Raw genomic sequence first — 23,306 nt, forward strand, 5'->3', positions numbered from 1 at the left:
TAGCATCACCGCGGTGTTTCAGATACACCGAGGTGTCTGCATCGCGAGCAAGCCCGCTCCCACATTAGATTGGTGTCGCCAAGGGGATTGCGCTTGAGGGTTAAGCCTTAAAACCCATCTCCACCGAGATCATCCGCGCACTGTCCAGCAGCATGTTCTTGAAGCGTTCGCGATTGTCCGGGGAGTCCATGATTGCATCCGGGCCGGACAGATTGATTGCAGCGACCACCTCGCCGCGGTGGTCGCGGATAGCGGTGGCAATGGCGGTGGAGTAATCGGAGCGGTGCAGTACCCAGCCCAGTTGTCGATCCTGTTCGGCGATCTGCTGCAGCTCGGGCAAGGTCTTGGGCGCGGGCGCCGGGTAGTCGTCGAGCCGTACGTGCTGGTACAGGCTGACCAGGGTGGCTTCGCTCAAATCGCTGAGCAGCACCCGACCCATTGCGGTGCAATGGCAGGCAATGCGCGTACCGATGGGCACGTTGACCGACAAGCGTTGGGAGGCGAAAGCCCGGTAGATGTAAACGCTGTCGGTCTGCTCACGCACGGCCAGGTGACAGGACAGCGAGCTGCGGTCACGCAAGGTGTTCAGGTGTGGGATCGCGATGTCCACCAGATCACGGCTGGCCAGGTAGGTGAAGCCATTGGCGATCACCTGCGGGCCGAGTTCATAGGTGTTTTTCCCGGCTTTTTTCAGATAACCCATGCCATTGAGCGTCTGCACGATGCGGTAGATCGACGACACGCTGAGCGCCAGGCGCTCGGCGATATCGTTCATGCTCAGCACCCGTTCGCTGCTGCTGAACAACTGCAGAATCCACAGCCCGCGCTGCAAGGCCGGGACACGGTAATCGCTGTCGAGGGTGGGGTCTTCGATGCTGTTCATGGAGTCTCCTGCAGGAGTAGCCGGGCCATCACGCGGTGAGTCAGGTACGCCGTCTCGCGAGCAAGCTCGGCTCCTACAGTGGAATTGCGCCAGATCTGGATGGTGTGATTGGCACATAACCTGTAGGAGCCGAGCTTGCTCGCGAGGCGGCCTATAAGGCACGAAAATCCCTCAGGCAGACCTCATCCCGCCAACAACGCATCAATACCCACCGGTTCGCCACCGAACTCCTGCATCGCATCCAGCAACGCACCCCACAAATATTGCGCCGAAGCCCGGTCGCAGAGGATGTGGAACAGCGGCAGGTCCGGTTGCGAGGCATTGATGATGATCGCGCTCATGCGCGCCACCGAGGTCTGTGCCACGGCACCGGTGGCGAACGCCTGTTGCCGCAGATCGACGCCACAGACCTTGGCCATTACCGAGCTGACGTGTTCGCCGGTCAACACCAGCCAGGCGTGGCTGTCCTGCCGCGGCAGCAGGTAGCAGGCGCTGGAGGACAGTTGCCATTGGGCTTCGAGCTTCTGAAGCCTGGCTCCCGCGTCCTGCAAGCTGCCGAGCAGGAAATACTCGGTCTGGGAAAGGCGTGCGACGCTGCTGCCATCGGCCTGCACGACGCAGCGGTTAGTCGCGCTCGGCAGTTCGAATTGTTGCGCGTGCAGATGCGCGGCGGCATCGGCACCACGAAAGCCGACCCGCGCCAGATTGCTCAGGTCGAGCAGGGCGCAGCTCGCCAACTGCGCGGTTTCGTCCTGGTCGCCGTAACGGCTGACGATCAGGCTGTCGCCCAGACGTGCCAACCGGGCGTTTTCCTGTAAGGCAGACAATGGGCTGCGTTCGCGAAAATCTTGTGCAGTGACCATGCTCACAACTCCTGGCGTTGGCTATCGACATCGAAGAACGGCAGTTTGACCACCGTGGCCTGTACCACTTGCGCGCCCTCTACCCGAATCGGAATCTGTTGCCCCGGTGTGCTCTGATCGACGGCGGCATAGGCCAGTCCGATGATCATGCCCAGCGTTGGCGAATATTCGCAGGAGGTGACGTTGCCGCTGATGTCTGGGCCCTTGAGCACCAGATGACCTTCCAGCGGCTGGCTGCTGCCCTTGGGCAAGGTGAAACCCACCAGTTTGCGCTTGAGCGGCTGGGCTTCGAGGATGTCCACGGAGCGCCGGCCGACGAAGAACGGCTTCTTGCGCGAGATCGCCCAACCCATGTCGATTTCTGCAGGGTGGGTCATGCCATCGGTGTCCTGGCTGATGATCACGTGGCCTTTTTCCAGCCGCAGCAAGCGCTGTGCTTCGACGCCGAACGGGCGAATGCCCTGTTCACGTCCGGCGTCCATCAGCGTGTCCCAGAGGTATTCGGCATAACGCGCCGGCACATGGATCTCATACCCCAGCTCACCGACGAAGCCGACCCGCATGACCCGAGCGGCGATCCCGGCCACCGTGCCCTGACGCACACCCAGGTAAGGGAAGGCGTCAGGCGAGAGGTCGATATCGGCGCAGACCTTTTCCAGCACCTTGCGCGATTCGGGCCCGGCCAGGTTGACCGCCGCGATGGCCGCGGTGACGTTGGCAATGTCGACGTTCAGCCGCCATTGCACGTTCCACTTGAGCATCGACTGATAGATCCGGTCGACGCCGCTGGTGGTGGCCGTGACATAAAAATGTTGATCGGCCAGCCGCGCACAGACGCCATCGTCGATGACCACACCGTGTTCGTTGGTCATCAACGCATAACGGGTGCGGCCAATCGGTTGTTTGGCGAACGCGAAGGTGTACATCCGCTCCAGCAGTTCGGCGGCATCCGGGCCGCGAATGTCCAGGCCACCCAGGGTCGAGACGTCGATCAGACCGACGCTTTTGCGCACATGACAGGCTTCTTCCTGCATGCAGCGCTCACGGCTGGCCGGTTGGCCATTTTTGTCCTTGAAGCCGTAGTAGGCCGGACGCTGCCAGTTACCGGCCGGCATCATTTTCGCCCCGGCCTGTAGATGACGCTGATGGATGGCGGTACGCCGGATCGGGTCGAAACTGCGACCGGCGATGTGTGCCAGTTTTTCCGCCTCGAACGGCGGGCGAGCGGTGGTGACGCCGGTTTCGCTGACAGTGCGCTGGGTGCTGGCGGCCACCAGACGCGCCGTTGGCAGTGCCGAGTGCCGACCTTGCGAAGGCCCCATGCCCACGGTGGAGAAGCGTTTGACCAACTGCACGTCGCGATAGCCGTGGCGCGTCGCGTTGATGATGTCGCGGATTTGCAGGTCTTCATCGAAGTCGACGAATTCCTTGCCGCTCGGGTGCGCGAAGATTGGCCAGTCGAAGTTGACCCGATATTCGAGGCTCAGCGCCTGCTCCTGATGCTCCACAGCCAGGCCCAGGGCCAACGCCGCTTGCGCACCGACTTTGGCACCGTCCTTGAGTACGTTTTCCAGCAGGTGCCGACCGTTGACGGAACCGGCGATGGCGAGGTTTTTCGGCAGGCCGGTGATGGCGAACTCTGCCACCGGGTCGGCGTAGGCCAACTTGCCACCGGCCTGACAGGCCAGTTGATAGACCGGCATGTAGCCAGCCGTCATGCACAGCAAATCGCAATCGAGTTGCAGACGTTCCTTGCCCACTTCACCACGCGCCGTGATGCGCCGGATATCGACGCCGCTGATGTGGCGCATGCCTTTGCTGTGCAAGGCTTCATAAACGGTGTGTTGCAGGTGCACGGTAACGCCCAGGCGTTTGAGCTCGGTGCTCAGACGCGCATCGTCGGCGCCGTTGCGCATGTCGACTACGGCTGCGACTTCAACCCCTTGCTCCAGCAAATCCAGCGCGGTGCGATAACCGTCGTCGTTGCCGGTCAGGACCACCGCGCGTTTGCCGGGTTTGACCGCGTACAACTTCATCAAGCGTTGCGCGGCGCTGCACAGCATCACGCCGGGCAGGTCGTTGTTGCGGAAAATCACCGGCTGATCGAAGGCGCCCGAAGCGATGATGCATTGGCTGGCGCGCACTTTGTACATGCGCTTGTCCTTGATCACCGGCAGGTAGTTGTCGGTGAACCAGCCGTTGCAGGTCGCTTCAGTGAGAATCTGGATGTTGGCGTGCTGGCTGACTGCGTTCACCAGCGCCTGGCGCACGTCATCGGCCTGAGCGCCCTGCACGTCGAAGCGTGCATAGGTGAGTGCGCCGCCCAATAGACGCTGTTGTTCGATCAGCAGCACTTTGGCCCCGGCATTGGCGGCGGTCAGTGCTGCCTGCAAGCCGGCGGGCCCGGCGCCGACCACAGCCAGATCGACGAACAGGTAAGCCTTGTCGTAATACTGCGGCTTGAAATCCAGGTTGAGGATGCCCAGCCCAGCCTTTTTGCGAATCAGCGGCTCCCAGATTTTCCACATGCCCTTGGGCTTGTAGAACGAGCGGTAATAAAAGCCCACCGGCATGAATCGCGAGAATTTGCCCAGCAGCGCATCCCGGTCATTGTCCAGGGAGCCGGCATAGTTTTGTCCGCTGACCTGGACACCGGCCTGCAGCCAGTGAGTATCGGCCAACACATTAGGCTCTTGCGGCAGTTGCACCAGGGTGTTGGCGTCTTGCCCGGCCATGGTCAACGGGCCGCGTGGGCGGTGGTATTTGAACGAGCGCGAGAGCAAAAAACGGCCGCTGCCGAGCAAGGCGCTGGCGATGCTGTCACCGGCAAAGCCGGAATAGGGCTTGCCGTCGAAGTTGAAGGGCAACGGGCGTTGCCGATCGATCAGCAGGCCCATGGGCAGCGGCAAGCGGCTTTCAAAGGTGGAATCAGGCTGGCTCATTGCTGTGCTCCGCAAGGCTGAACTCGACGCGCTGGTTGTAGATTTCGCGAGCATCGAAAGTGCGCAGGATTTCGTCGGTAACGGTGTGGCGCTCGGCCAGGAACCAGTAGCTCGAGGCGTTGTGCATCCACCACTCGCGAACCACGCCGGCGGCGTTCTCGCTGTTGAACACGTAATGCGCCCATTGCGCGTCGCTGCAGGTCACCGGGTCGGGCATATCCTTGAACTCGCCGCCGTAGGTGAACTCGGTGATATTGCGCGGCCCGTTCAGTGGGCAATTCATGACTTTCATAGGTTTCGCCCCTTAGTGACTGGCCGCGGTCGCGCCCATCTCGTTGACTTGCTGGAAGGTCGAGAAGCGTTCCAGGCCAAAAGGCTTGATCAGGTCCGGAACCTTGCCACCGGAGGCGACCAGTTCGGCCATGGTCTTGCCGCAGATCGGCGTGGCCTTGAAGCCCCAGGTGCCCCAACCGGCATCCAGATAGTAATTGTCGACCGGCGACAGGCCCATGATCGGGCTGTAATCGGGGGTCATGTCGGTGATCCCGGCCCACTGGCGCATCAGTTTGGCATTGGCCAGGAACGGGAACATTTCGATGGCGGCAGAAATCAGGCTTTCCTTCAGGTCCAGGGTCGAGCGGGTGTTATAGAGCGGGTAGGGGTCGGAGCCGCCGCCGAACACCACTTCGCCACGGCTGGTCTGCTGCACGTAACAGTGCAGCGCCGACGAGCTCACCAGCGGATCGAGGAACGGCTTGAACGGTTGGGTGACCATGGCTTGCAGCGGATAGCAGACGATGGGCATCTCGATTTTGGCCTTCTTGGCCATCAATGAACTGTGCCCGGCCACGGCTTGTACCGCGCAGCCGCACTGAATCGTGCCGCGGTTGGTTTTCACTGCGGTGATCCGGCCATTTTCGATAATCAGGTCCTGCACTTCGGTCAGCTGATGGATTTCCACTCCGCGTTTCGCTGCGCCCTTGGCGTAGCCCCAGGCCACGGCGTCATGGCGGGCGGTGCCGCCGTCGATATGCCAGAGGCCGGCCAGGACCGGCAGGTGGCCGGGGTCGAGGTTGAGGCTGGGCACCAGCTCACGGATCTGCTGACGGTCGATCATTTCCGTACGGCCACCGAAATGCTTGTTCACCTCAGCGCGTTGGCGGAAAGCCCGGACCGTTGCGTCGGTGTGGGCGAGGGTCAGTTGGCCGCGCTCGGAGTACATGATGTTGAAGTCGAACTCGTTGGACAGGTCCTTGAACAACTTCACCGACTCGCTGTAGAAACGCACGCCTTCGCTGGTCAAGTAGTTGGAGCGAATCACTGCGGTGTTACGCGCCGTGTTGCCGCCACCCAGATAGGATTTTTCCAGCACCGCGACATTGGTGATGCCGTGGTACTTGGCCAGGTAATAGGCAATTGCCACGCCATGACCGCCGCCGCCGATGATCACTACGTCGTAGGAAGACTTGAGTTCCTTGGGCGGTGGCAGGTCCATCTCAGCCGTGTACTCGGAGGAGAGGCCGTACTTCAAGAGATTAAAGGGCATCACGCCTCCTGGATCGGCGGTTGAGTGGCAGGCGAGTCGGCAGCCCGCTGCAGTTGCAGGCGGGTGGCGATCACGGTGTTTTTCAACAGGTAGGCAATGGTCATCGGGCCGACACCGCCGGGCACCGGGGTAATGGCGCTGGCGACGGTGCGGGCGCTGGCGTAATCGACATCGCCCACCAGGCGGCTGCCGTGTTCAGTCTCGATGCGGTTGATGCCGACATCGATCACCACCGCGCCGGGTTTCAGCCAACTGGCATCGATCATCTGCGCACGGCCGACGGCAGCCACCACGATGTCCGCCAGACGGCACAGGGCTGCGGCGTCGACGCTGCGCGAATGCACCACGCTGACCGAACAGTGGGCCTGCAACAACAGGGTCGCCATGGGCTTGCCGACGATGTTCGAGCGGCCGATCACCACCGCATGCTTGCCGCTCAGGTCACCGCAAGTGTCGTGCAACAGGCGCATGCAGCCGCTTGGCGTACACGGCGTAAGGACTTCCTGGCCCTGGACCAGACCACCGACGTTCTCCCGATGAAAGCCGTCGACATCCTTGATCGGGTCGATCGCCTGAATCACCGCGCCTTCATCGATATGCGCCGGCACCGGCAGTTGCACGAGAATGCCGTTGACCGTCGGATCGGCGTTCAGCTCGGCGATCACCGCGAGCAATTGCGCCTGGCTGGTGGTCGCGGGCAAGCGCTGTTCCAGTGAACCGATTCCGGCCTCTTTGGCGCGCAGAATCTTGTTGCGCACATAGACCTGACTGGCCGGGTCTTCACCGACCAATACCACGGCCAGCGTCGGCGTCACCTGCTGTTGTGCCAGTTCACGGACTTCGGCTGCGACCTCGCTGAGGACCTGGGAAGCGATGGCTTTGCCGTCGATGTCGCGGGCGAGTGGGATAGAACTGTTCATCGGAAGATCACCGTTTTTTCGCGATTGATGAACACCCGGTGTTGCAGGTGATATTTGACGGCTTTGGACAGCGCGACGGTTTCCGTGTCGCGGCCGATAGTCACCAGATCGTCTGCCTTGTAGGCGTGATCGACCCGTTGCACCTCCTGCTCGATGATCGGACCTTCGTCCAGGTCCGAGGTGACGTAGTGCGCTGTCGCGCCGATCAGTTTCACCCCGCGCTGGTGGGCCTGGTGGTAGGGCTTGGCACCCTTGAAACCAGGCAGGAACGAGTGATGGATGTTGATCGCCCGGCCCGACAATTGCTTGCACAGGTCATCGGAGAGGATCTGCATGTACCGAGCCAGTACCACCAGCTCGGTCTGCGTTTCTTCAACGATCTTCAGCAGCGCGGCTTCCTGCTGGGCCTTGGTGTCCTTGGTCACCGGCAGGTAGATGAAACGGATGCCTTCACGTTCGGCCATGTGCCGCAGCTCCAGATGGTTGGAGACGATGGCGGTGATCTGCATGTCCATCTCGCCTTTGTGGTGGCGGTACAGCAGGTCGGTCAGGCAGTGGTCGAATTTGCTGACCATGATCAACACGCGCATCGGTTGGGCGACTGCGTGCAATTGCCAGTCCATGTTCAGTGCCACGGCCACTTCATCGAAGCCCCGGCGCAAGGTTTCGATGTCACCCGTGACGCCGCTGTTGAAGCGAAAGACCGCGCGCATGAAGAACTGACCGGTCTCCTCGTCGTCGAACTGCGCCAGTTCGCTGATGTAGCAGCGGTTCTCGGCGAGAAAGGAGGTCACGGCGGCGACGATACCCGATGTCGCCGGGCAGCTGATCTTGAAAATGAAGTGGTCCGGTTCGGTACTCATTACGGGTCCTCGCAAGGGTGACATACAGGCTAAGGGGGCTGTGGAGTCGATGAATATTCATCGGTGGGAATTAAATTCATCGCTGAATAAAAATTCTCTGTACGAATAAAATATTCCTGTGGCGCTTTTTATAGGTGAAATAAAAAACGCCGTCCAGCGTTGTTTTGGTTTTTTTGCGAGGAGGAAGAAAGGAGGCGCGAGGGGAGGAGGGTTGTTCTGGATGTTGTATCGTGGCCAAGCGCTGATGCCCTGTAGCAGCTGCCGCCGGGCTGCGTCCGGCTGCGAAGCAGTCGTAAAATCGGACCCTGCGGTGTTTCAGGTTAACCGTGGAGGTTGGATTTACGACGGCTACGCCGCCGAACGCAGGCTACGCCAGCTGCTACGGGGGATGTGCTGAGCCTTGATCAGTCGTCGCCGTAGTTCATGATCGACAGCAGGTGGATCGGCACTTTCACCAACTGCTCGGGGCCGTGAGGGACTTCGCCATCGAAGGTCAGGCTGTCGCCGGCTTTCATGTGATAGAGCTGGTTACCGTGGCGGTAGACGATTTCGCCTTTGAGCAGATAGAGAAACTCGGTGCCCGGATGGGAGAAGGTCGGGAACTCTTCGCTGGCATCGTCCATGGTGACCATGTAAGCCTCGAAGGTTTTCTTCGGCCCACGGGTGTGGTTGAGCAGGTGATAGGTGTGGCCTTTCTCGGTGCCGCGACGCACCACCTGCATCCCTTCACCCTTGCGCACCAGCAGGGCGCCACTGCCTTGCTGGTCGTATTGACTGAAGAGTTTCGACATCGGCATACCGAGGGCGTCGCACAGGCGGCTCAAGGTATCGAGGCTGGTGGACACCTGGGCATTTTCGATCTTGCTGAGCATGCCCTGGCTGATACCGGCCAGTTGCGCCACATCGGCAATCTTCAATTCCTGCAATTGCCGCTGCCGCTTGATTTGCATGCCCAGATATTGCTCGAGCCTCAAGCGGGGCTCGGCCTCGGTGGGAATCACTTTGTTCATGCTTCATTTCCGATCATGAATATAAATTTCGCACTATGAATGTGCGATGCACTCCTGCTGCTACCCGTCATTTCTCCAGCCTGAGCGGTTCCAGCATGTCTGAAGTTTGCCCGTTGCGACACTCATTTCCCTGACGAGCCCTTGAAACACCAGTGTTTCCTGGCGCCAGGCGCTGTGCAGCGGCTATCTGAAAGCAAATCTGGCAAGGCAATTGCATTCTCATTAGGAAAGTAAATTTCTTTGTGAGAATAATCGGGTTGGCTTCAGGTCTCGTCCAGCTGAATTCTAGCACTGGGCAATCGTTAACGACTTCGGCCGACCCTCCCAGCAGATCCCGCTGTTTTGCCTTGCTCGAGGAGTCATATGTGATGTTGCCCACAGATACACAACGAATCATCGATGAGCACAAAATCAAATACGTGCTGGCTCAGTTCGTGGATATTCACGGCTCGGCGAAAACCAAGTCGGTACCTGTTTCCGGGTTACAGACGGTGATCGACAGTGGCGCCGGCTTTGCCGGTTTTGCCATCTGCGGCATGGGCATGCAACCCCACGGCCCGGACTTCATGGCCAAGGGCGACCTGAGTACCCTGACCGCGGTGCCTTGGCAGCCGGGTTACGGGCGCATCGTCTGCGTCGGCCATGTCAACAACGAACCCCATCCTTACGATTCGCGTTACGTCTTGATGCGCCAGGTGGAGCGCCTGAGTGCTCGCGGCTGGACCCTCAATACCGGCCTGGAACCTGAGTTCAGCCTGTTGCGTCGTGACGCCGAAGGCAAGCTATGCAGCGTTGATGCCAGCGATAACCTGGACAAACCCTGCTACGACTACAAAGGCCTGTCGCGCTCGCGGCAGTTCTTGGAGAACCTTACCGAAGCGTTGCAAAAAGTCGATTTCGACATCTATCAGATCGATCACGAAGACGCCAACGGCCAGTTCGAGATCAACTACACCTACAGCGATGCGCTGACTTCGGCCGATCGTTTCACCTTCTTCCGCATGGCCGCCGGTGAAGTCGCCAACGACCTGGGGATGATCTGCTCGTTCATGCCCAAGCCTGACCCCAAACGTGCGGGCAACGGCATGCACTTTCACTTGTCGATCGCTGACGCTGTGAACAAGAACCTGTTCCATGATTCCAGCGACTCAAGTGGCATGGGCCTGTCGAAAATGGCCTATCACTTCGCGGCCGGCCTGCTGGCCCATGGTCCGGCGTTGTGTGCTTTCGCCGCGCCGACGGTCAACTCTTACAAACGCCTGGTGGTCGGCCGTTCGCTTTCCGGTTCGACCTGGGCTCCAGCGTTCGTTGCCTACGGCTCCAACAACCGCTCGGCGATGGTCCGTGTCCCTTATGGGCGCCTCGAGTTTCGCCTGCCGGATGCCGGTTGCAACCCATACCTGGTCAGCGCCGCGATCATCGCTGCCGGCCTGGACGGCATCGACCGCAAGCTGGAAGCAGGGCCGCCGTGCAACGAAAACCTCTACTCCCTGAGCCTCGAAGAAATCGCTGGCCGTGGCATCGCCACCTTGCCGCAAAGCCTCAAGGAAGCCTGTGACGCGCTGGATGCCGATCCGTTGTTCCGGGAAAAACTCGGAAGCGAAATCGTCAACGAGTTCATCGAGCTCAAACGCATGGAATGGGTCGAGTACAGCCGCCACGTCTCCGATTGGGAGATCCAGCGCTACACCGAATTTTTCTAAACGAGCCTTTTCAACCACCCGTTTTGTATCGACCCGGTACCTCTGATCGAGGAACCGGCTGCCCAGTAGGAGAAATGTATGTGCGGAATCGTAGGTCTGTACTTGAAGAATCCAGCGCTGGAGTCCCGGCTTGGCAAACTCTTCGAACCCATGCTGCTGTCGATGACCGACCGTGGCCCGGACAGCGCCGGCTTTGCCATTTATGGCGATGAAGTGGCTGAAGGCTCGGTCAAGCTGACCCTGCAAAGCACGGTGCCCGGTTTTGACTTCAATGCCCTGATGGGCGCGCTGGAAGGCCGGCTCGGCCAGTCCGTGAACTGGTTTCAGAACGCCAGCGCAGTGGTGTTGAAAACCCCCGCCAAAGAAGCCGCTGTTCGCAGTGCGCTGGCCGAACTGGCGCCGGGCGTGCGCATCATGAGCGCCGGTCAAAGCATTGAAATCCTCAAGGGCATGGGCTTGCCCAAGGAGATCTCCGAGCGTTTCAACCTCGCCGGGATGAAAGGCAGTCACATTATCGGCCACACCCGCATGGCCACCGAAAGCGCCGTGACCATGGAAGGCAGCCACCCGTTTTCCACCGGTGCCGACCTGTGCCTGGTGCACAACGGCTCGTTGTCCAACCACTTCCGCCTGCGCCAGGAACTCAAGCGTCAGGGCATCGTGTTCCAGACCGAGAACGACACTGAAGTCGCCGCCGGTTACCTGGCCTGGCGCCTGCAACAGGGCGACTCGCTGAAAGTGGCGCTGGATCACGCGCTGGACGACCTCGACGGCTTCTTCACGTTCGCCATCGGCACCCGCAACGGCTTCGCGGTGATCCGCGACCCGATTGCCTGCAAGCCGGCGATCCTCGCCGAAACCGACGACTACGTCGCCATGGCCTCGGAATACCAGGCGCTTTCGAGCCTGCCCGGCATCGAGAACGCCAAGGTCTGGGAACCGGCGCCATCCACCATGTACATCTGGGAACGCAAAAGCGCCTGAGGAGCCCCGTTATGAAAACTATCGATCTATCTGTCAGTGAAGTACGCGAGCTCAATCAGGGGCTGCACGACCAGGCCAGACAACTGAGCTTTGCTGAGTGGGTGGTGACCCATTCCAACGGCGCGCACAACATTGCGGTCGGCGTTGACCAGGAACTGTTCATCGATATCCAGGGCCACGCCGGTTACTACTGCGCAGGCATGAACAAGAAAGCCCACATCACTGTGCACGGCAACGTCGGCACCGGTGTGGCGGAAAACATGATGTCCGGTTCGGTACGGGTCAAGGGCAGCGCCTCCCAGGCCGCTGGTGCCACCGCTCATGGCGGCTTGCTGGTGATCGAGGGCGACGCCGGTGCGCGTTGCGGGATTTCCATGAAAGGCATCGACATCGTGGTCGGCGGCAGCATCGGCCACATGAGCTGCTTCATGGGCCAGGCCGGGCGTCTGGTGGTCTGCGGCGACGCCGGGGATGCCTTGGGCGATTCGCTGTACGAAACCCGGATCTACGTACAGGGCAGCGTGCAGTCGCTGGGGTCGGACTGCATCGAAAAAGAAATGCGCGACGAACATCTTGCCGAGCTCAAAGCGTTGCTGGATCAAGCCGGTTTCACCGCTGACCCGAAAGCCTTCAAACGCTACGGTTCGGCCCGTCAGTTGTACAACTTCAAAGTCGATAACGCGTCCGCGTACTAAGGAGAACACAATGAGCGACAAACCTGTTCCGGTCCTGCGCGAATCCGCGACCTTCGACCGCCTGAGCATTCAGGAAATCCAGCGCGCCGCCGAAACCGGCATCTACGACATTCGCGGTGGTGGCACCAAGCGCAAGCTGCCGCACTTCGATGACTTGCTGTTGCTCGGCGCCAGTGTTTCCCGCTATCCGCTGGAAGGCTATCGCGAGAAATGCGGCACCGATGTGATTCTCGGCAACCGCTTCGCCAAAAAGCCCCTGCACCTGAAGATTCCGGTAACCATTGCCGGCATGAGCTTCGGCGCCTTGTCGGCGAATGCCAAGGAAGCCCTGGGCCGTGGCGCGACCATCGCCGGGACCAGCACCACCACCGGCGACGGCGGCATGACCCCGGAAGAGCGCGGACAGTCCCAGCACCTGGTTTATCAGTACCTGCCATCGCGTTACGGCATGAACCCGGATGATCTGCGCAAGGCCGATGCCATCGAAATCGTCCTGGGGCAGGGCGCCAAACCAGGTGGCGGCGGCATGCTGCTGGGCATGAAAGTCACCGAGCGCGTGGCCGGGATGCGCACGCTGCCCATCGGCGTCGATCAACGCAGTGCCTGCCGTCACCCGGACTGGACCGGGCCGGACGACCTGGCGATCAAGATCGCCGAAATCCGTGAAATCACCGATTGGGAAAAACCGATCTACGTGAAGATCGGCGCGAGCCGTCCGTACTACGACGTCAAACTGGCGATCAAGGCCGGTGCCGATGTGATTGTGCTCGACGGCATGCAAGGCGGCACAGCGGCGACTCAGGAAGTCTTTATCGAGCACGTCGGCATTCCGATTCTCGGCGCCATCCCGCCTGCGGTGCAGGCGTTGCAGGAGGAGGGCATGCATCGCAAGGTGCAGTTGATCGTTTCCGGCGGTATCCGTAACGGTGCCGACGTGGCCAAGGCCATGGCCCTCGGCGCGGATGCGGTGGCCATTGGTACGGCGGCGTTGATCGCCCTGGGTGACAACCATCCACGTCTGGACGAGGAACTGCGCAAGCTTGGTTCGGCCGCCGGTTTCTACGATGACTGGCAAGCGGGCCGCGACCCGGCGGGCATCACCACCCAGGACCCGGAGCTGTCCAAACGGCTTGATCCGGTGGAGGGCGGTCGACGTCTGGCCAACTACCTGCGGGTGTTGGTCCTCGAAGCCCAGACCATGGCCCGGGCCTGCGGCAAGTCGCACCTGCATAACCTCGACCCTGAGGATCTGGTGGCCTTGACCGTGGAAGCCGCCGCCATGGCCCGCGTGCCGTTGGCCGGGACTTCGTGGATTCCCGGGCAGCAATACTAAACGCGGAACCTGTGGGAGTGGGCTAGCCCCAATGCCAGTGAGTTAAGGGTATGTGTAGGAGCGAGCTTGCTCGCGATAGACGTTAACAATAACGCGCGCTTGCTGAATCAACGCGCCGCCCTTGAGCCCATCGCGAGCAAGCTCGCTCCTACATACCCTTAACTGCCCGGCATTAGGGCAAGCCCGTTCCTACAGGTCTCCGGTTTTACCCCTAACGGGCACAGACCCGTATGCACCGCGAGGCCTCATGGCCTCGCACTTTCCTTGCTCTGCCAGCCCCCTTTAGACGACTTTCCTGCTCTGGAGCTTGCTGACAATGATTCCATTCCCTGATTCACGGCTGACCTTCTCCCGGCTGACGCTGATGTTCGCGGCACTGTGCCTGTCGCCTCTGGCCTCGGCGGCCGATGTCACCCTGGACACTGGTACCACCGCCTGGATGATGACCGCGACGATGTTCGTGTTGTTGATGTGCATTCCGGGCCTGGCGCTGTTTTATGGCGGGATGGTCCGGGCAAAAAATTTCCTCTCGGTGTTCACTCAGTTGCTTGCCATCGCCGGGGTGATCGGTGTGCTGTGGGTGGTCTACGGCTACAGCATCGTCGTCGACGCGACCGGTATGGTCGCCGGTGAAGTCAATCTGAACAGCTTTATCGGCGGTTTCAGCAAAGTGTTCATGCTCGACATGACCCACGACAGCCTGGTCGGCAGTATTCCCGAAGGCGTCTACAGCGTGTTCCAGATGTCCTTCGCGATCATTACGCCGGCGCTGATTGCCGGTGGTTTCGCCGAACGCATGAAGTTCAGCGCCGCGCTGGCGTTCATGGCGCTGTGGTTCACCTTTGTCTACGCGCCAGTCGCACACATGATCTGGGGCGGCCCCGGCGGCTTGATGGTCAATTGGGGGGTACTGGATTTCGCCGGCGGCACCGCGGTGCATATCAATGCGGGCGTGGCGGCACTGGTGGCGTGCCTGGTACTGGGCAAACGCAAAGGCTACCCGAACGTCGCGATGCCACCGCATAACCTCGGTTTCACCCTGATGGGCGCCGGTCTGCTGTGGGTTGGCTGGTTCGGATTCAATATCGGCTCGGGAGCCGCGGTGAATACCGGTGCCGGGATCATCATGCTGACCACCCAGGTGGCAGCGTGCGCCGGGGTCGTCGGCTGGATGCTCACCGAATCCCTGATCCAGGGTCGGCCCAGCGCGCTCGGTGCGGCCTCAGGTGCATTGGCCGGCCTCGTCGGTATCACCCCGGCCTGTGCTTTTGTCGGTCCGGCCGGCGCCTTGGCGATTGGCCTGATCACCGGGGCCGCATGTTTCTTCGGCGTCAGCCAGTTGAAGCAGAAACTTGGTTACGATGATTCGCTGGATGTGTTCAGCCTGCACGGCATTGGCGGAATCGTCGGTGCGATCCTGACCGGCATCTTCGCGTCTCCTGCATTGGGCGGGTATGTCGAGAATCTGGATATCGTGACTCAGGTGCTGACTCAGTTGAAGGGCGTCAGCTTCACCTTCGTCTATTGCTTTGTCGTGAGCCTGATCATCCTCAAGGTACTGGAATGGAGCATTGGCCTGCGCACCAGTGGCGAGAACGAGACAGTGGGCCTGGACCTGGCCGAGCATGACGAGCGTGCTTACAGCGTGTGATCCGGCAGGTTAAAAAAGATGAGGAGCCTTGGTTCCCAATGCCAGTCAGTTAAGACATTACGCGGACCGTAGCAGCTGGCGAAGCCTGCGTCCGGCGGCGAAGCCGTCGCAAATCCTGCTTCCACGATTTGTCTGGAATACCGCAGTGACTGTTTTACGACTGCTGCGCAGCCGGACGCAGCCTTCGGCAGCTGCTACGGGGTACAGTGCTGAACTTAAAAATCCTTAACTGACTGGCATTAGCCTTGGTTCCGGCTTTTTTGTAGGAGCCGAGCTGAACTGCGATGAGGGCGTTGCTGCCACAGCAAATTTCTGGCGGTCAAGCTCATCCGCTTTACCGCTTCTCAGCTAAGTCTTTGCTTCTGTTGATTAATCCCGGAGAATCGCGCCCCTGTTACGGCCGGGGCGCTGCCTGTCAGCTTTTTCTGACTCGCTCCGGCTGTGTGGCAAATGACCGGAATGCGGAGATCCGACCGGATGAATGATCAGGCCAATAGCGTCGACGAACGCTTTGATGCGGCGGTACCAGCAAGCCTAAGTAGCTGGAATCGTCATGACACTACCTGGATGCTGGGCCTGTTTGGCACGGCAATCGGTGCGGGTACCCTGTTTTTGCCTATCAACGCTGGTCTAGGCGGCTTCTGGCCGTTGTTGATTCTGGCGCTGCTGGCGTTTCCGATGACTTTTTATGCGCACCGCGGCCTCAACCGCTTCGTGCTCTCCGGCCGTGCGGGTGCGGACATCACCGAAGTGGTCGAAGAGCATTTCGGGATCAAGGCTGGCGCGCTGATCACCTTGTTGTATTTCTTCGCCATCTTCCCGATTCTGCTGATCTACAGCGTAGCCCTGACCAACACCGTGGGCAGTTTCCTCGAGCACCAGTTGCACATCATGCCGCCACCGCGGGCGATTCTGTCGTTCGTGCTGATTCTCGGCCTGTTGGCAGTGGTGCGCTGTGGCGAACAGGCGATCGTCAAGGCCATGAGCCTGATGGTCTATCCGTTCATCGTTGCGTTGCTTTTCCTGGCAGTGTTCCTGGTTCCGCACTGGACCGGCGGCATTCTCGCCACTGCGACCACGCTGCCTGAGCCTTCGGCCTTGCTGCACACGCTGTGGCTGGCGATTCCAGTGATGGTGTTCTCGTTCAACCATTCGCCGATCATCTCGGCGTTTGCGGTGGACCAGAAGCGTCGTTATGGCACCCATGCTGAAGAGCGCAGCTCGCAGATCCTGTCTCGCGCCCACGGCTTGATGGTGGTGATGGTGCTGTTCTTTGTCTTTAGCTGCGTGCTGACTTTGTCGCCAGCGCAATTGGCTGAAGCGAAGGCGCAGAACCTGTCGATCCTGTCGTACCTGGCCAACCACTTCAGCAACCCGACGATTGCTTTCGCCGCACCGCTGATTGCCTTTGTGGCCATCTCCAAGTCGTTCCTGGGGCACTACATTGGCGCCAGCGAAGGCCTGAAGGGCTTGATCGTCAAGAGTGGCCGTCGCCCGGCACCGAAGACTCTGGATCGCATGACCGCTGCCTTCATGCTGGTGGTGTGCTGGATCGTCGCGACGCTCAACCCGAGCATCCTGGGCATGATCGAGACCCTGGGTGGCCCGGTCATCGCGGCGATTCTGTTCCTGATGCCGATGTATGCGATCCGTCGTGTGCCGGCCATGGCTGCGTATCGCGGCCAGGCCTCCAACGTCTTCGTGACACTGGTCGGCCTAGTGGCGATTTCGGCGTTGATTTATTCGCTCACCGCCTGAGCCTGTGCAGGGTCAGCCTGGACCTCCAGGCCGACCCTCGACTCATAAGCGTGCGCTTGAACAAAGTGACGGACGCCGATTTAGCGTGCAATGCGCTGTGGCGGTTTTGCTGACGTTGCCTTACCGATTCGTTGAATATTTGATGGGTATCAAGGCCATAGCGCCATTGCCGTCTAAGCTTGGGACTTATGCCCCGCGCCGTGCAGTTCCTGCTGTTAGAAACAGGTGAACTCGCCAAACGTTTCGGGCTTTCTCATCTGGAGGCTCTACATGGCTCGTGCTCATCCGCAACTGATCACTGGTAAGCTGGAAAAACTGCATCCAACGCAGCTCACCGTCGGCCTGGCCGAAGTGAATGCCAAGCGCAAGGACTGGGGAAAACTCAAACGCAAGGAGCGCGCTGCGGCGCTGGAGAATCATTGGTTTCCCTCTATTCTGGGGCCTGAAGGGCGTTATTACATCGTCGATCACCATCATTTCGGTTTGGCGCTGCTACAAGAAGAGGTCAAGTTCGTAGCGCTGCTGGTGCTCAAGGATTTGTCTTTTGTCGAGCCGGTGACGTTCTGGAATGTGATGAACTTTAACCAGTGGGCACACCCCTACGACGCCCAGGGCGAAAGGCGTCCATATGAGGCCATCCCTCGGCGTATCGCCGATTTGCAAGACGATCCCTATCGCAGCCTGGCCGGGCAGTTGCGACGTGCCGGTGGTTACGCCAAGGACGCGACGCCCTTCAGTGAGTTTCTCTGGGCTGATTTTTTCCGCAGCCGGATTGCCAGTGAACTGATCAACGATCAGGGCCCGAAACTTCAGGACAGAGCCCTGACTCTTGCACGCAGTCAGGAAGCCCGATATCTGCCGGGCTGGGTCGGTCCGATTGCTGATTAGTCCGCGCGCGCCAATCTCTGCGTCCCCCCCGGAGCAGGCTGCACCACCACCGCAAAACCGCACGCGGGATCTGCTTGCAGGCCTGTCGATTGCTGGTTTGCTGTTGCCTGAAGCCGTTGCCTATTCGAGCATCGCGGCGTTACCACCTCAGGCCGGGGTCATCGCATTGTTCGCCGGTTTGCTCTGTTATGGGTTGTTCGGTACCAGCCGCTACGCCATTGTTTCCGCGACGTCCTCTTCGGCAGCGGTGCTGGCGGCGGCGACCGTGACGCTGGCGGGTGGCGATTCAGCGCTGCGATTGACGCTGGCGATCGCTCTGGTGCTGGTGACCGGGGCGTTCTTTCTGCTGGCGGGGCTGCTCAAGCTCGGCAGCGTGACGTCCTTCATCGCCAAGCCGGTATTGCGCGGGTTTACGTTTGGTCTGGCGATCACCATCGTCATCAAGCAGGTCGCCAGTATCGTCGGCGTGCACCTGACCAACAGCAATCTGATCCGTTTTCTGCCTGAGTTACTGGAGCAGTTACCGCACTGGAACCGGGCCGGTGCCGGCGTTGCGGCGCTAGCCTTGGCGCTGTTATGGCTGTTCGCACGGGTCAAACGCTTGCCGGGAGGACTGCTGGTGGTGATGGTCGGTATTGCGGCCGGCCAATGTCTGAACCTTCCGGCCTATGGGGTGAAGTTGATCGGTGTGATTGATTTGAGGCTGGAGATCCCGAATCTTCCGGTGTTGCCGTTCGCCGACTGGTTGCGCCTGGGTGAGTTGGGCTTTGCCATGGTCATGATCTTGTATGCCGAGTCGTACGGCTCGATCAGCTCCTTTGCCCTCAAGCACGGCGATCGGGTGTCGTCGAACCGGGATTTGCTCGCGCTTGGGGCGGCTAATCTGATTTCCGGCCTGTTTCATGGTATGCCAGCGGGCGCTGGTTATTCGGCGACCTCTGCCAATGAGGCGGCGGGTGCCGACTCGCGCCTGGCAGGTGGCATCGCCGCATTGGTGGTGCTGGCCATCGTGCTGACGGTGCTGCCGTACATTGCGTTGACACCGGAGCCGGTGCTGGCGGCCATCGTCATTCATGCCCTGGCTCGCGGGCTGAGCCTGCAGCCATTAGGGCGCTATTTTGTCTGGCGCCGCGACCGATTGCTGGTCACCTGTGCCGTGGTGGCGGTGCTGGTACTCGGTGTGCTGGATGGATTGTTGGTGGCGGTCGCCATCAGTGTCGTGCTGATGCTGAGGCAGATGTCCTCGGCAGATATCCAGATCCTTGGGCAAATGGGTGGAGGGCATGATTACGTCGATCTGCAACGCCATCCCTTGGCCCTGAAAATTCCCGGGATGATCATTCTTCGCCCCGGTGAGCCGCTGTTTTTCGCCAATGTCGAACGGATCCTGGGCGGGGCGCTCAGATTGATACGTCACAGTGAAGAGCCGATTCATACGGTCATTTTGAGTCTGGAAGAGTCGCCTGACCTGGACGGCACCAGCATCGAGGCGCTGGAGGAGTTCTTTGGGCATGTCAGTGTTGAAGGCAAGCGATTGGTGCTGGCGCGTTTGAAGCACGAGGCCAAAGAGGCATTGCGGGCCTTGCCGGTGACCGAGCGTTCGCAGGTGATACTCAGTGGTTTGAGTGTGGACGGCGCGGTTCAGGAGGCGCTGAAGGCATGGACTGATCAGCAGGTATAAAAAAACGCCGCGTATCGCAAGATACGCGGCGTTTTCTATAGCGTTGTAACGTTAGGCTTGAATGACCGGAATGTTGGCATTCGCAGCAGCTTCACGGAACTCGGCGATCTGGTCGAAACTCAGGTAGCGATAGACATCGCTGGCCATGGTGTCGATTTCCTTCGCGTAGGCCATGTACTCCTCGACGGTCGGCAGGCGACCCAGGATCGAAGCAACAGACGCCAACTCAGCCGAAGCCAGGTAGACGTTTGCGCCGTCGCCCAGACGGTTCGGGAAGTTACGGGTCGATGTCGACACTACGGTGGAGTTCGGTTCAACGCGAGCCTGGTTACCCATGCACAGCGAGCAGCCCGGCATTTCCATGCGCGCGCCAGCCTTGCCGTAGATGCCGTAGTAGCCTTCTTCGGTCAACTGGTGAGCGTCCATTTTGGTCGGCGGCGACAGCCACAGACGGGTTGGCAGCTGACCCTTGACCTGATCCAGCAGTTTACCGGCAGCGCGGAAGTGACCGATGTTGGTCATGCACGAACCGATGAACACTTCGTCGATCTTCTGGCCAGCAACGCTGGACAGCAGACGGGCGTCGTCCGGATCGTTCGGCGCGCAGAGCACAGGCTCTTTGATGTCGGCCAGGTCGATTTCGATGATTTCAGCGTATTCGGCGTCAGCATCGGCAACCATCAACTCAGGGTTGGCAATCCAGGCTTCCATCGCTTGAGCGCGGCGTTCCAGAGTACGCGCATCGCCGTAGCCTTCGCCGATCATCCAGCGCAGCAGGGTGATGTTGGAGCTCAGGTACTCGGTGATCGACTCTTTGGACAGCTTGATGGTGCAACCGGCAGCGGAACGCTCGGCCGAGGCGTCGGACAGTTCGAATGCCTGTTCGATGCTCAGGTTGTCGAGACCTTCGATTTCCAGGATACGACCGGAGAAGGCGTTCTTCTTGCCTTTCTTCTCTACGGTCAGCAGGCCAGCCTGGATCGCGTAGTAAGGAATGGCGTGAACCAGGTCACGCAAGGTGACGCCCGGTTGCATTTTGCCTTTGAAGCGAACCAGGATCGATTCCGGCATGTCCAGTGGCATCACGCCAGTGGCTGCGGCGAAAGCGACCAGACCGGAACCGGCCGGGAAGGAGATCCCCATCGGGAAACGGGTGTGGGAGTCACCACCGGTACCGACGGTGTCCGGCAGCAGCATGCGGTTCAGCCAGCTGTGGATGATGCCGTCACCCGGACGCAGGGAAACACCGCCGCGGGTCATGATGAAGTCTGGCAGGGTGTGGTGGGTGGTCACGTCGATCGGCTTTGGATAAGCCGCGGTGTGGCAGAAAGACTGCATTACCAGATCGGTCGAGAAGCCCAGGCACGCCAGGTCTTTCAGTTCATCACGGGTCATGGGACCGGTGGTGTCCTGGGAGCCGACGGTGGTCATTTTCGGTTCGCAGTAGGTACCTGGACGAACGCCAGCTACGCCGCACGCCTTGCCGACCATTTTCTGCGCCAGGGTGAAGCCCTTGGTGCTTTCAGCCGGAGCTTCCGGCTTCTTGAACAGATCGGACGGCGGCAGACCCAGCTCGGCACGCGCTTTCTCGGTCAGGCCACGGCCGATGATCAGCGGAATACGACCGCCAGCACGGACTTCGTCGAGCAGGACCGGGGTCTTCATTTCGAAGGTGGTCAGGATTTCGTCGCTGTTGTGCTTGGTGACTTTACCGGCATGAGGGTACAGGTCGATCACGTCGCCCATGTTCATGTTGGTCACGTCGAATTCGATTGGCAGTGCGCCGGCATCTTCCATGGTGTTGTAGAAGATCGGAGCGATTTTGCTGCCGAAGCAGAAACCGCCAGCGCGCTTGTTCGGCACGTAAGGAACGTCGTCGCCGAAGAACCACAGCACCGAGTTGGTGGCCGATTTACGCGAAGAACCGGTACCCACTACGTCGCCGACGTAGGCGATCGGGAAGCCTTCGCCGCGCATGGTTTCGATCTGCTTCATGGGACCGGTGACGCCTTGCTCATCAGGCACGATGCCGTCACGGGCCATTTTCAGCATGGCCAGGGCGTGCAGCGGGATGTCTGGACGGGACCAGGCATCAGGAGCAGGGGACAGGTCGTCGGTGTTGGTTTCGCCGGTGACCTTGAATACGCGCAGGCTGATCTTGTCGGCCAGAACAGGGCGGTTCTTGAACCACTCGCCGTCAGCCCAGGATTGCAGTACGCCTTGAGCGTGAACGTTGCCGTTCTTGGCTTTTTCCGCGACGTCGTGGAAAGCATCGAACATCAACAGGGTGTGCTTGAGTTGCGCGGCAGCGACCGGAGCCAGTTCGGCTGAGTCGAGCAGGTCAACCAGCGTCACGATGTTGTAGCCGCCTTGCATGGTGCCAAGCAGTTCAACAGCGCGCTTTTTGTCGAGCAGAGGGGAAGTGGCTTCGCCTTTGGCCAGAGCAGAGAGGAAACCGGCCTTTACATAGGCTGCTTCGTCCACGCCAGGCGGCACGCGATTGGTGATCAGGTCAACGAGGAAAGCTTCTTCGCCAGCCGGGGGATTCTTCAGCAGCTCGACCAGGCCTGCAGTTTGTTCGGCGTTAAGCGGCTGGGGAACGATACCCAGTGCTGCACGCTCTTCGATATGTTTGCGGTAGGCTTCAAGCACAGTTATTACCCTCATCAGTGGTCCCAAATGGGTGTCCGGGACGCTCATCCCGAAATTGCCGTACTCATGCGCTGCGTAGCGTTGTGGGCCACTTAGCCAGAATTACCGGCAATTCCTTACAGAAGCTGCTTTCAAAGTTTTACGCCTGCAGAACGGGGAGCTGATGAGGGTTGGCGTTGGGCTTTTCCCCGCTGGAAAAACCCTTCGCCAACACCGCTCTGAAGGAACGACTGTGCTCGTGACGCTTTGAAAACAGCTTCTAACGGACATTGGCGCCTTAAAAGGCTGGCTGATTCTACGGCAAAAAAAATTTTAAGGTAAGTTAGCCTCTGAACTTTGAGGGGTGATGAATGTTAGACAAAGGGCTAACATGCCGACCTGTTTTGCTTCTCACGTTCTGCTTACCTATGCCCAATCAGACCATCAAGACCCCCTGCGTCGGCCTCTGCTCCACTGTTTACGGTGATCTGGTATGCCGTGGCTGCAAGCGTTTCCACCATGAAGTGATTCACTGGAACGGCTACAACGAGGAAGAAAAACGTGCGGTCTGGCTGCGTCTGGAGCAGCTGCTGGTGCAGGTGATGGCCGGCAAACTGGAAATTTTCGACCCCAAACGGCTGCGTCAGCAGCTGGAGCAGCGAAAAATCCGCTTCGTGCCCCATCAGTCCGAATATTGCTGGGCCTATCAGTTGATTGCCCGTGGCGCGCGGGTCATCAGCCAACTGGACGCCTACGGCATGGTGTTAATGCCCGAGTTTCGCGGCTGGAGCCTGCCGCAGCTGCGTGATGCCATTGATCGGGAGTTTTTCCTGCTGTCTGAAGCTCATTATCAGCGTTACATCGCGCCGGGCTTTCTCAGGGATGCCTTCGGTTCCTGATTGCTGAAACCTAGTGGCGAGGGAGCGGCCACTCCCTCGCCACAGGTGATCATCAC

18 protein-coding genes are annotated in these 23,306 nt (G+C 60.0%); 9 read left to right on the plus strand and 9 right to left on the minus strand.

From position 1 onward, the window contains the following. Positions 1-100: 100 nt before the first annotated feature. The 8 genes from AC07VR_RS16275 to AC07VR_RS16310 all read right to left on the minus strand — a co-directional run bounded on the left by AC07VR_RS16275 (position 101) and on the right by AC07VR_RS16310 (position 9,027). Complete coding sequence (locus tag AC07VR_RS16275) at positions 101-883, minus strand: IclR family transcriptional regulator (RefSeq protein WP_495011830.1); 783 nt, start codon at positions 881-883, stop codon at positions 101-103. Between the two features lie 182 nt (positions 884-1,065). Further along, positions 1,066-1,746 (minus strand): sarcosine oxidase subunit gamma, encoded by a 681-nt coding sequence (locus AC07VR_RS16280; protein WP_495011831.1) that lies wholly within the window; start codon positions 1,744-1,746, stop codon positions 1,066-1,068. 2 nt (positions 1,747-1,748) lie between these two features. Continuing rightward, on the minus strand, positions 1,749-4,688 hold the full coding sequence (locus tag AC07VR_RS16285; RefSeq protein ID WP_495011832.1) for a 2Fe-2S iron-sulfur cluster-binding protein: 2,940 nt from the start codon (positions 4,686-4,688) through the stop codon (positions 1,749-1,751). Further along, positions 4,675-4,980, minus strand: a complete 306-nt coding sequence (locus AC07VR_RS16290) for a sarcosine oxidase subunit delta (RefSeq protein ID WP_494991408.1) — start codon at positions 4,978-4,980, stop codon at positions 4,675-4,677. The genes AC07VR_RS16285 and AC07VR_RS16290 overlap by 14 nt, the downstream gene beginning before the upstream one ends. A 12-nt stretch (positions 4,981-4,992) precedes the next feature. Further along, a complete protein-coding gene (locus AC07VR_RS16295) occupies positions 4,993-6,234 on the minus strand; it encodes an FAD-dependent oxidoreductase (protein ID WP_495011833.1) in 1,242 nt (413 codons plus the stop codon). Further along, on the minus strand, positions 6,234-7,154 hold the full coding sequence (folD, locus tag AC07VR_RS16300) for a bifunctional methylenetetrahydrofolate dehydrogenase/methenyltetrahydrofolate cyclohydrolase FolD (protein WP_495011834.1): 921 nt from the start codon (positions 7,152-7,154) through the stop codon (positions 6,234-6,236). Before folD ends, AC07VR_RS16295 begins: the two co-directional genes overlap by 1 nt. Then, positions 7,151-8,017, minus strand: a complete 867-nt coding sequence (purU, locus tag AC07VR_RS16305; RefSeq protein WP_494991411.1) for a formyltetrahydrofolate deformylase — start codon at positions 8,015-8,017, stop codon at positions 7,151-7,153. Before purU ends, folD begins: the two co-directional genes overlap by 4 nt. Before the next feature lie 404 nt (positions 8,018-8,421). Beyond that, positions 8,422-9,027, minus strand: coding sequence for a helix-turn-helix domain-containing protein (locus tag AC07VR_RS16310; RefSeq protein ID WP_494991412.1), 606 nt, complete (start codon positions 9,025-9,027; stop codon positions 8,422-8,424). 368 nt (positions 9,028-9,395) lie between these two features. Here AC07VR_RS16310 and glnT point away from each other — a divergent pair, with 368 nt between their 5' ends. The 8 genes from glnT (at position 9,396) to AC07VR_RS16350 (ending at position 19,720) form a co-directional block, all read left to right on the plus strand. Further along, the gene (gene glnT, locus AC07VR_RS16315; protein WP_495011835.1) at positions 9,396-10,730 is read left to right on the plus strand and encodes a type III glutamate--ammonia ligase; all 1,335 of its coding nucleotides are present in this window, start codon (positions 9,396-9,398) and stop codon (positions 10,728-10,730) included. 78 nt (positions 10,731-10,808) lie between these two features. Next, the gene (locus AC07VR_RS16320) at positions 10,809-11,714 is read left to right on the plus strand and encodes a class II glutamine amidotransferase (RefSeq protein ID WP_494991414.1); all 906 of its coding nucleotides are present in this window, start codon (positions 10,809-10,811) and stop codon (positions 11,712-11,714) included. Between the two features lie 11 nt (positions 11,715-11,725). Further along, positions 11,726-12,409 (plus strand): protein glxC, encoded by a 684-nt coding sequence (locus AC07VR_RS16325; RefSeq protein WP_495011836.1) that lies wholly within the window; start codon positions 11,726-11,728, stop codon positions 12,407-12,409. A 10-nt stretch (positions 12,410-12,419) separates the two neighbouring features. After that, complete coding sequence (locus AC07VR_RS16330) at positions 12,420-13,742, plus strand: FMN-binding glutamate synthase family protein (RefSeq protein ID WP_419115674.1); 1,323 nt, start codon at positions 12,420-12,422, stop codon at positions 13,740-13,742. Positions 13,743-14,058: 316 nt separating this feature from the next. Beyond that, positions 14,059-15,393, plus strand: coding sequence for an ammonium transporter (locus AC07VR_RS16335; RefSeq protein WP_495011837.1), 1,335 nt, complete (start codon positions 14,059-14,061; stop codon positions 15,391-15,393). Positions 15,394-15,870: 477 nt separating this feature from the next. Beyond that, entirely contained in the window at positions 15,871-17,151 is a 1,281-nt protein-coding gene (locus AC07VR_RS16340) for a serine/threonine transporter (protein WP_495011838.1), read from the plus strand. 270 nt (positions 17,152-17,421) lie between these two features. After that, the gene (locus tag AC07VR_RS16345) at positions 17,422-18,039 is read left to right on the plus strand and encodes a ParB-like protein (RefSeq protein WP_495011839.1); all 618 of its coding nucleotides are present in this window, start codon (positions 17,422-17,424) and stop codon (positions 18,037-18,039) included. A gap of 13 nt (positions 18,040-18,052) precedes the next feature. After that, on the plus strand, positions 18,053-19,720 hold the full coding sequence (locus tag AC07VR_RS16350; protein WP_495011939.1) for a SulP family inorganic anion transporter: 1,668 nt from the start codon (positions 18,053-18,055) through the stop codon (positions 19,718-19,720). A gap of 51 nt (positions 19,721-19,771) precedes the next feature. On the opposite strand, the gene acnB is transcribed toward AC07VR_RS16350, so the two are convergent. Next, on the minus strand, positions 19,772-22,372 hold the full coding sequence (gene acnB / locus AC07VR_RS16355) for a bifunctional aconitate hydratase 2/2-methylisocitrate dehydratase (protein WP_494991725.1): 2,601 nt from the start codon (positions 22,370-22,372) through the stop codon (positions 19,772-19,774). A gap of 407 nt (positions 22,373-22,779) precedes the next feature. Here acnB and AC07VR_RS16360 point away from each other — a divergent pair, with 407 nt between their 5' ends. Continuing rightward, positions 22,780-23,250, plus strand: a complete 471-nt coding sequence (locus AC07VR_RS16360) for a DUF1289 domain-containing protein (RefSeq protein ID WP_494991419.1) — start codon at positions 22,780-22,782, stop codon at positions 23,248-23,250. The last annotated feature ends 56 nt before the right edge of the window (positions 23,251-23,306 follow it).

It is taken from the genome of Pseudomonas sp. GW821-FHT02H09 (genome assembly GCF_059421425.1).

Bases quoted from the DNA above. Each gene is read 5' to 3' on its own strand.
- AC07VR_RS16335 (WP_495011837.1), top strand. From the start codon at position 14,059: ATGATTCCATTCCCTGATTCACGGCTGACCTTCTCCCGGCTGACGCTG.
- glnT (WP_495011835.1), top strand. From the start codon at position 9,396: ATGTTGCCCACAGATACACAACGAATCATCGATGAGCACAAAATCAAA.
- AC07VR_RS16285 (WP_495011832.1), bottom strand. From the start codon at position 4,688: ATGAGCCAGCCTGATTCCACCTTTGAAAGCCGCTTGCCGCTGCCCATG.
- AC07VR_RS16275 (WP_495011830.1), bottom strand. From the start codon at position 883: ATGAACAGCATCGAAGACCCCACCCTCGACAGCGATTACCGTGTCCCG.
- AC07VR_RS16320 (WP_494991414.1), top strand. From the start codon at position 10,809: ATGTGCGGAATCGTAGGTCTGTACTTGAAGAATCCAGCGCTGGAGTCC.
- AC07VR_RS16325 (WP_495011836.1), top strand. From the start codon at position 11,726: ATGAAAACTATCGATCTATCTGTCAGTGAAGTACGCGAGCTCAATCAG.
- folD (WP_495011834.1), bottom strand. From the start codon at position 7,154: ATGAACAGTTCTATCCCACTCGCCCGCGACATCGACGGCAAAGCCATC.
- purU (WP_494991411.1), bottom strand. From the start codon at position 8,017: ATGAGTACCGAACCGGACCACTTCATTTTCAAGATCAGCTGCCCGGCG.
- AC07VR_RS16290 (WP_494991408.1), bottom strand. From the start codon at position 4,980: ATGAAAGTCATGAATTGCCCACTGAACGGGCCGCGCAATATCACCGAG.
- AC07VR_RS16330 (WP_419115674.1), top strand. From the start codon at position 12,420: ATGAGCGACAAACCTGTTCCGGTCCTGCGCGAATCCGCGACCTTCGAC.
- AC07VR_RS16295 (WP_495011833.1), bottom strand. From the start codon at position 6,234: ATGCCCTTTAATCTCTTGAAGTACGGCCTCTCCTCCGAGTACACGGCT.
- AC07VR_RS16360 (WP_494991419.1), top strand. From the start codon at position 22,780: ATGCCCAATCAGACCATCAAGACCCCCTGCGTCGGCCTCTGCTCCACT.
- AC07VR_RS16280 (WP_495011831.1), bottom strand. From the start codon at position 1,746: ATGGTCACTGCACAAGATTTTCGCGAACGCAGCCCATTGTCTGCCTTA.
- AC07VR_RS16310 (WP_494991412.1), bottom strand. From the start codon at position 9,027: ATGAACAAAGTGATTCCCACCGAGGCCGAGCCCCGCTTGAGGCTCGAG.
- AC07VR_RS16345 (WP_495011839.1), top strand. From the start codon at position 17,422: ATGGCTCGTGCTCATCCGCAACTGATCACTGGTAAGCTGGAAAAACTG.
- AC07VR_RS16340 (WP_495011838.1), top strand. From the start codon at position 15,871: ATGAATGATCAGGCCAATAGCGTCGACGAACGCTTTGATGCGGCGGTA.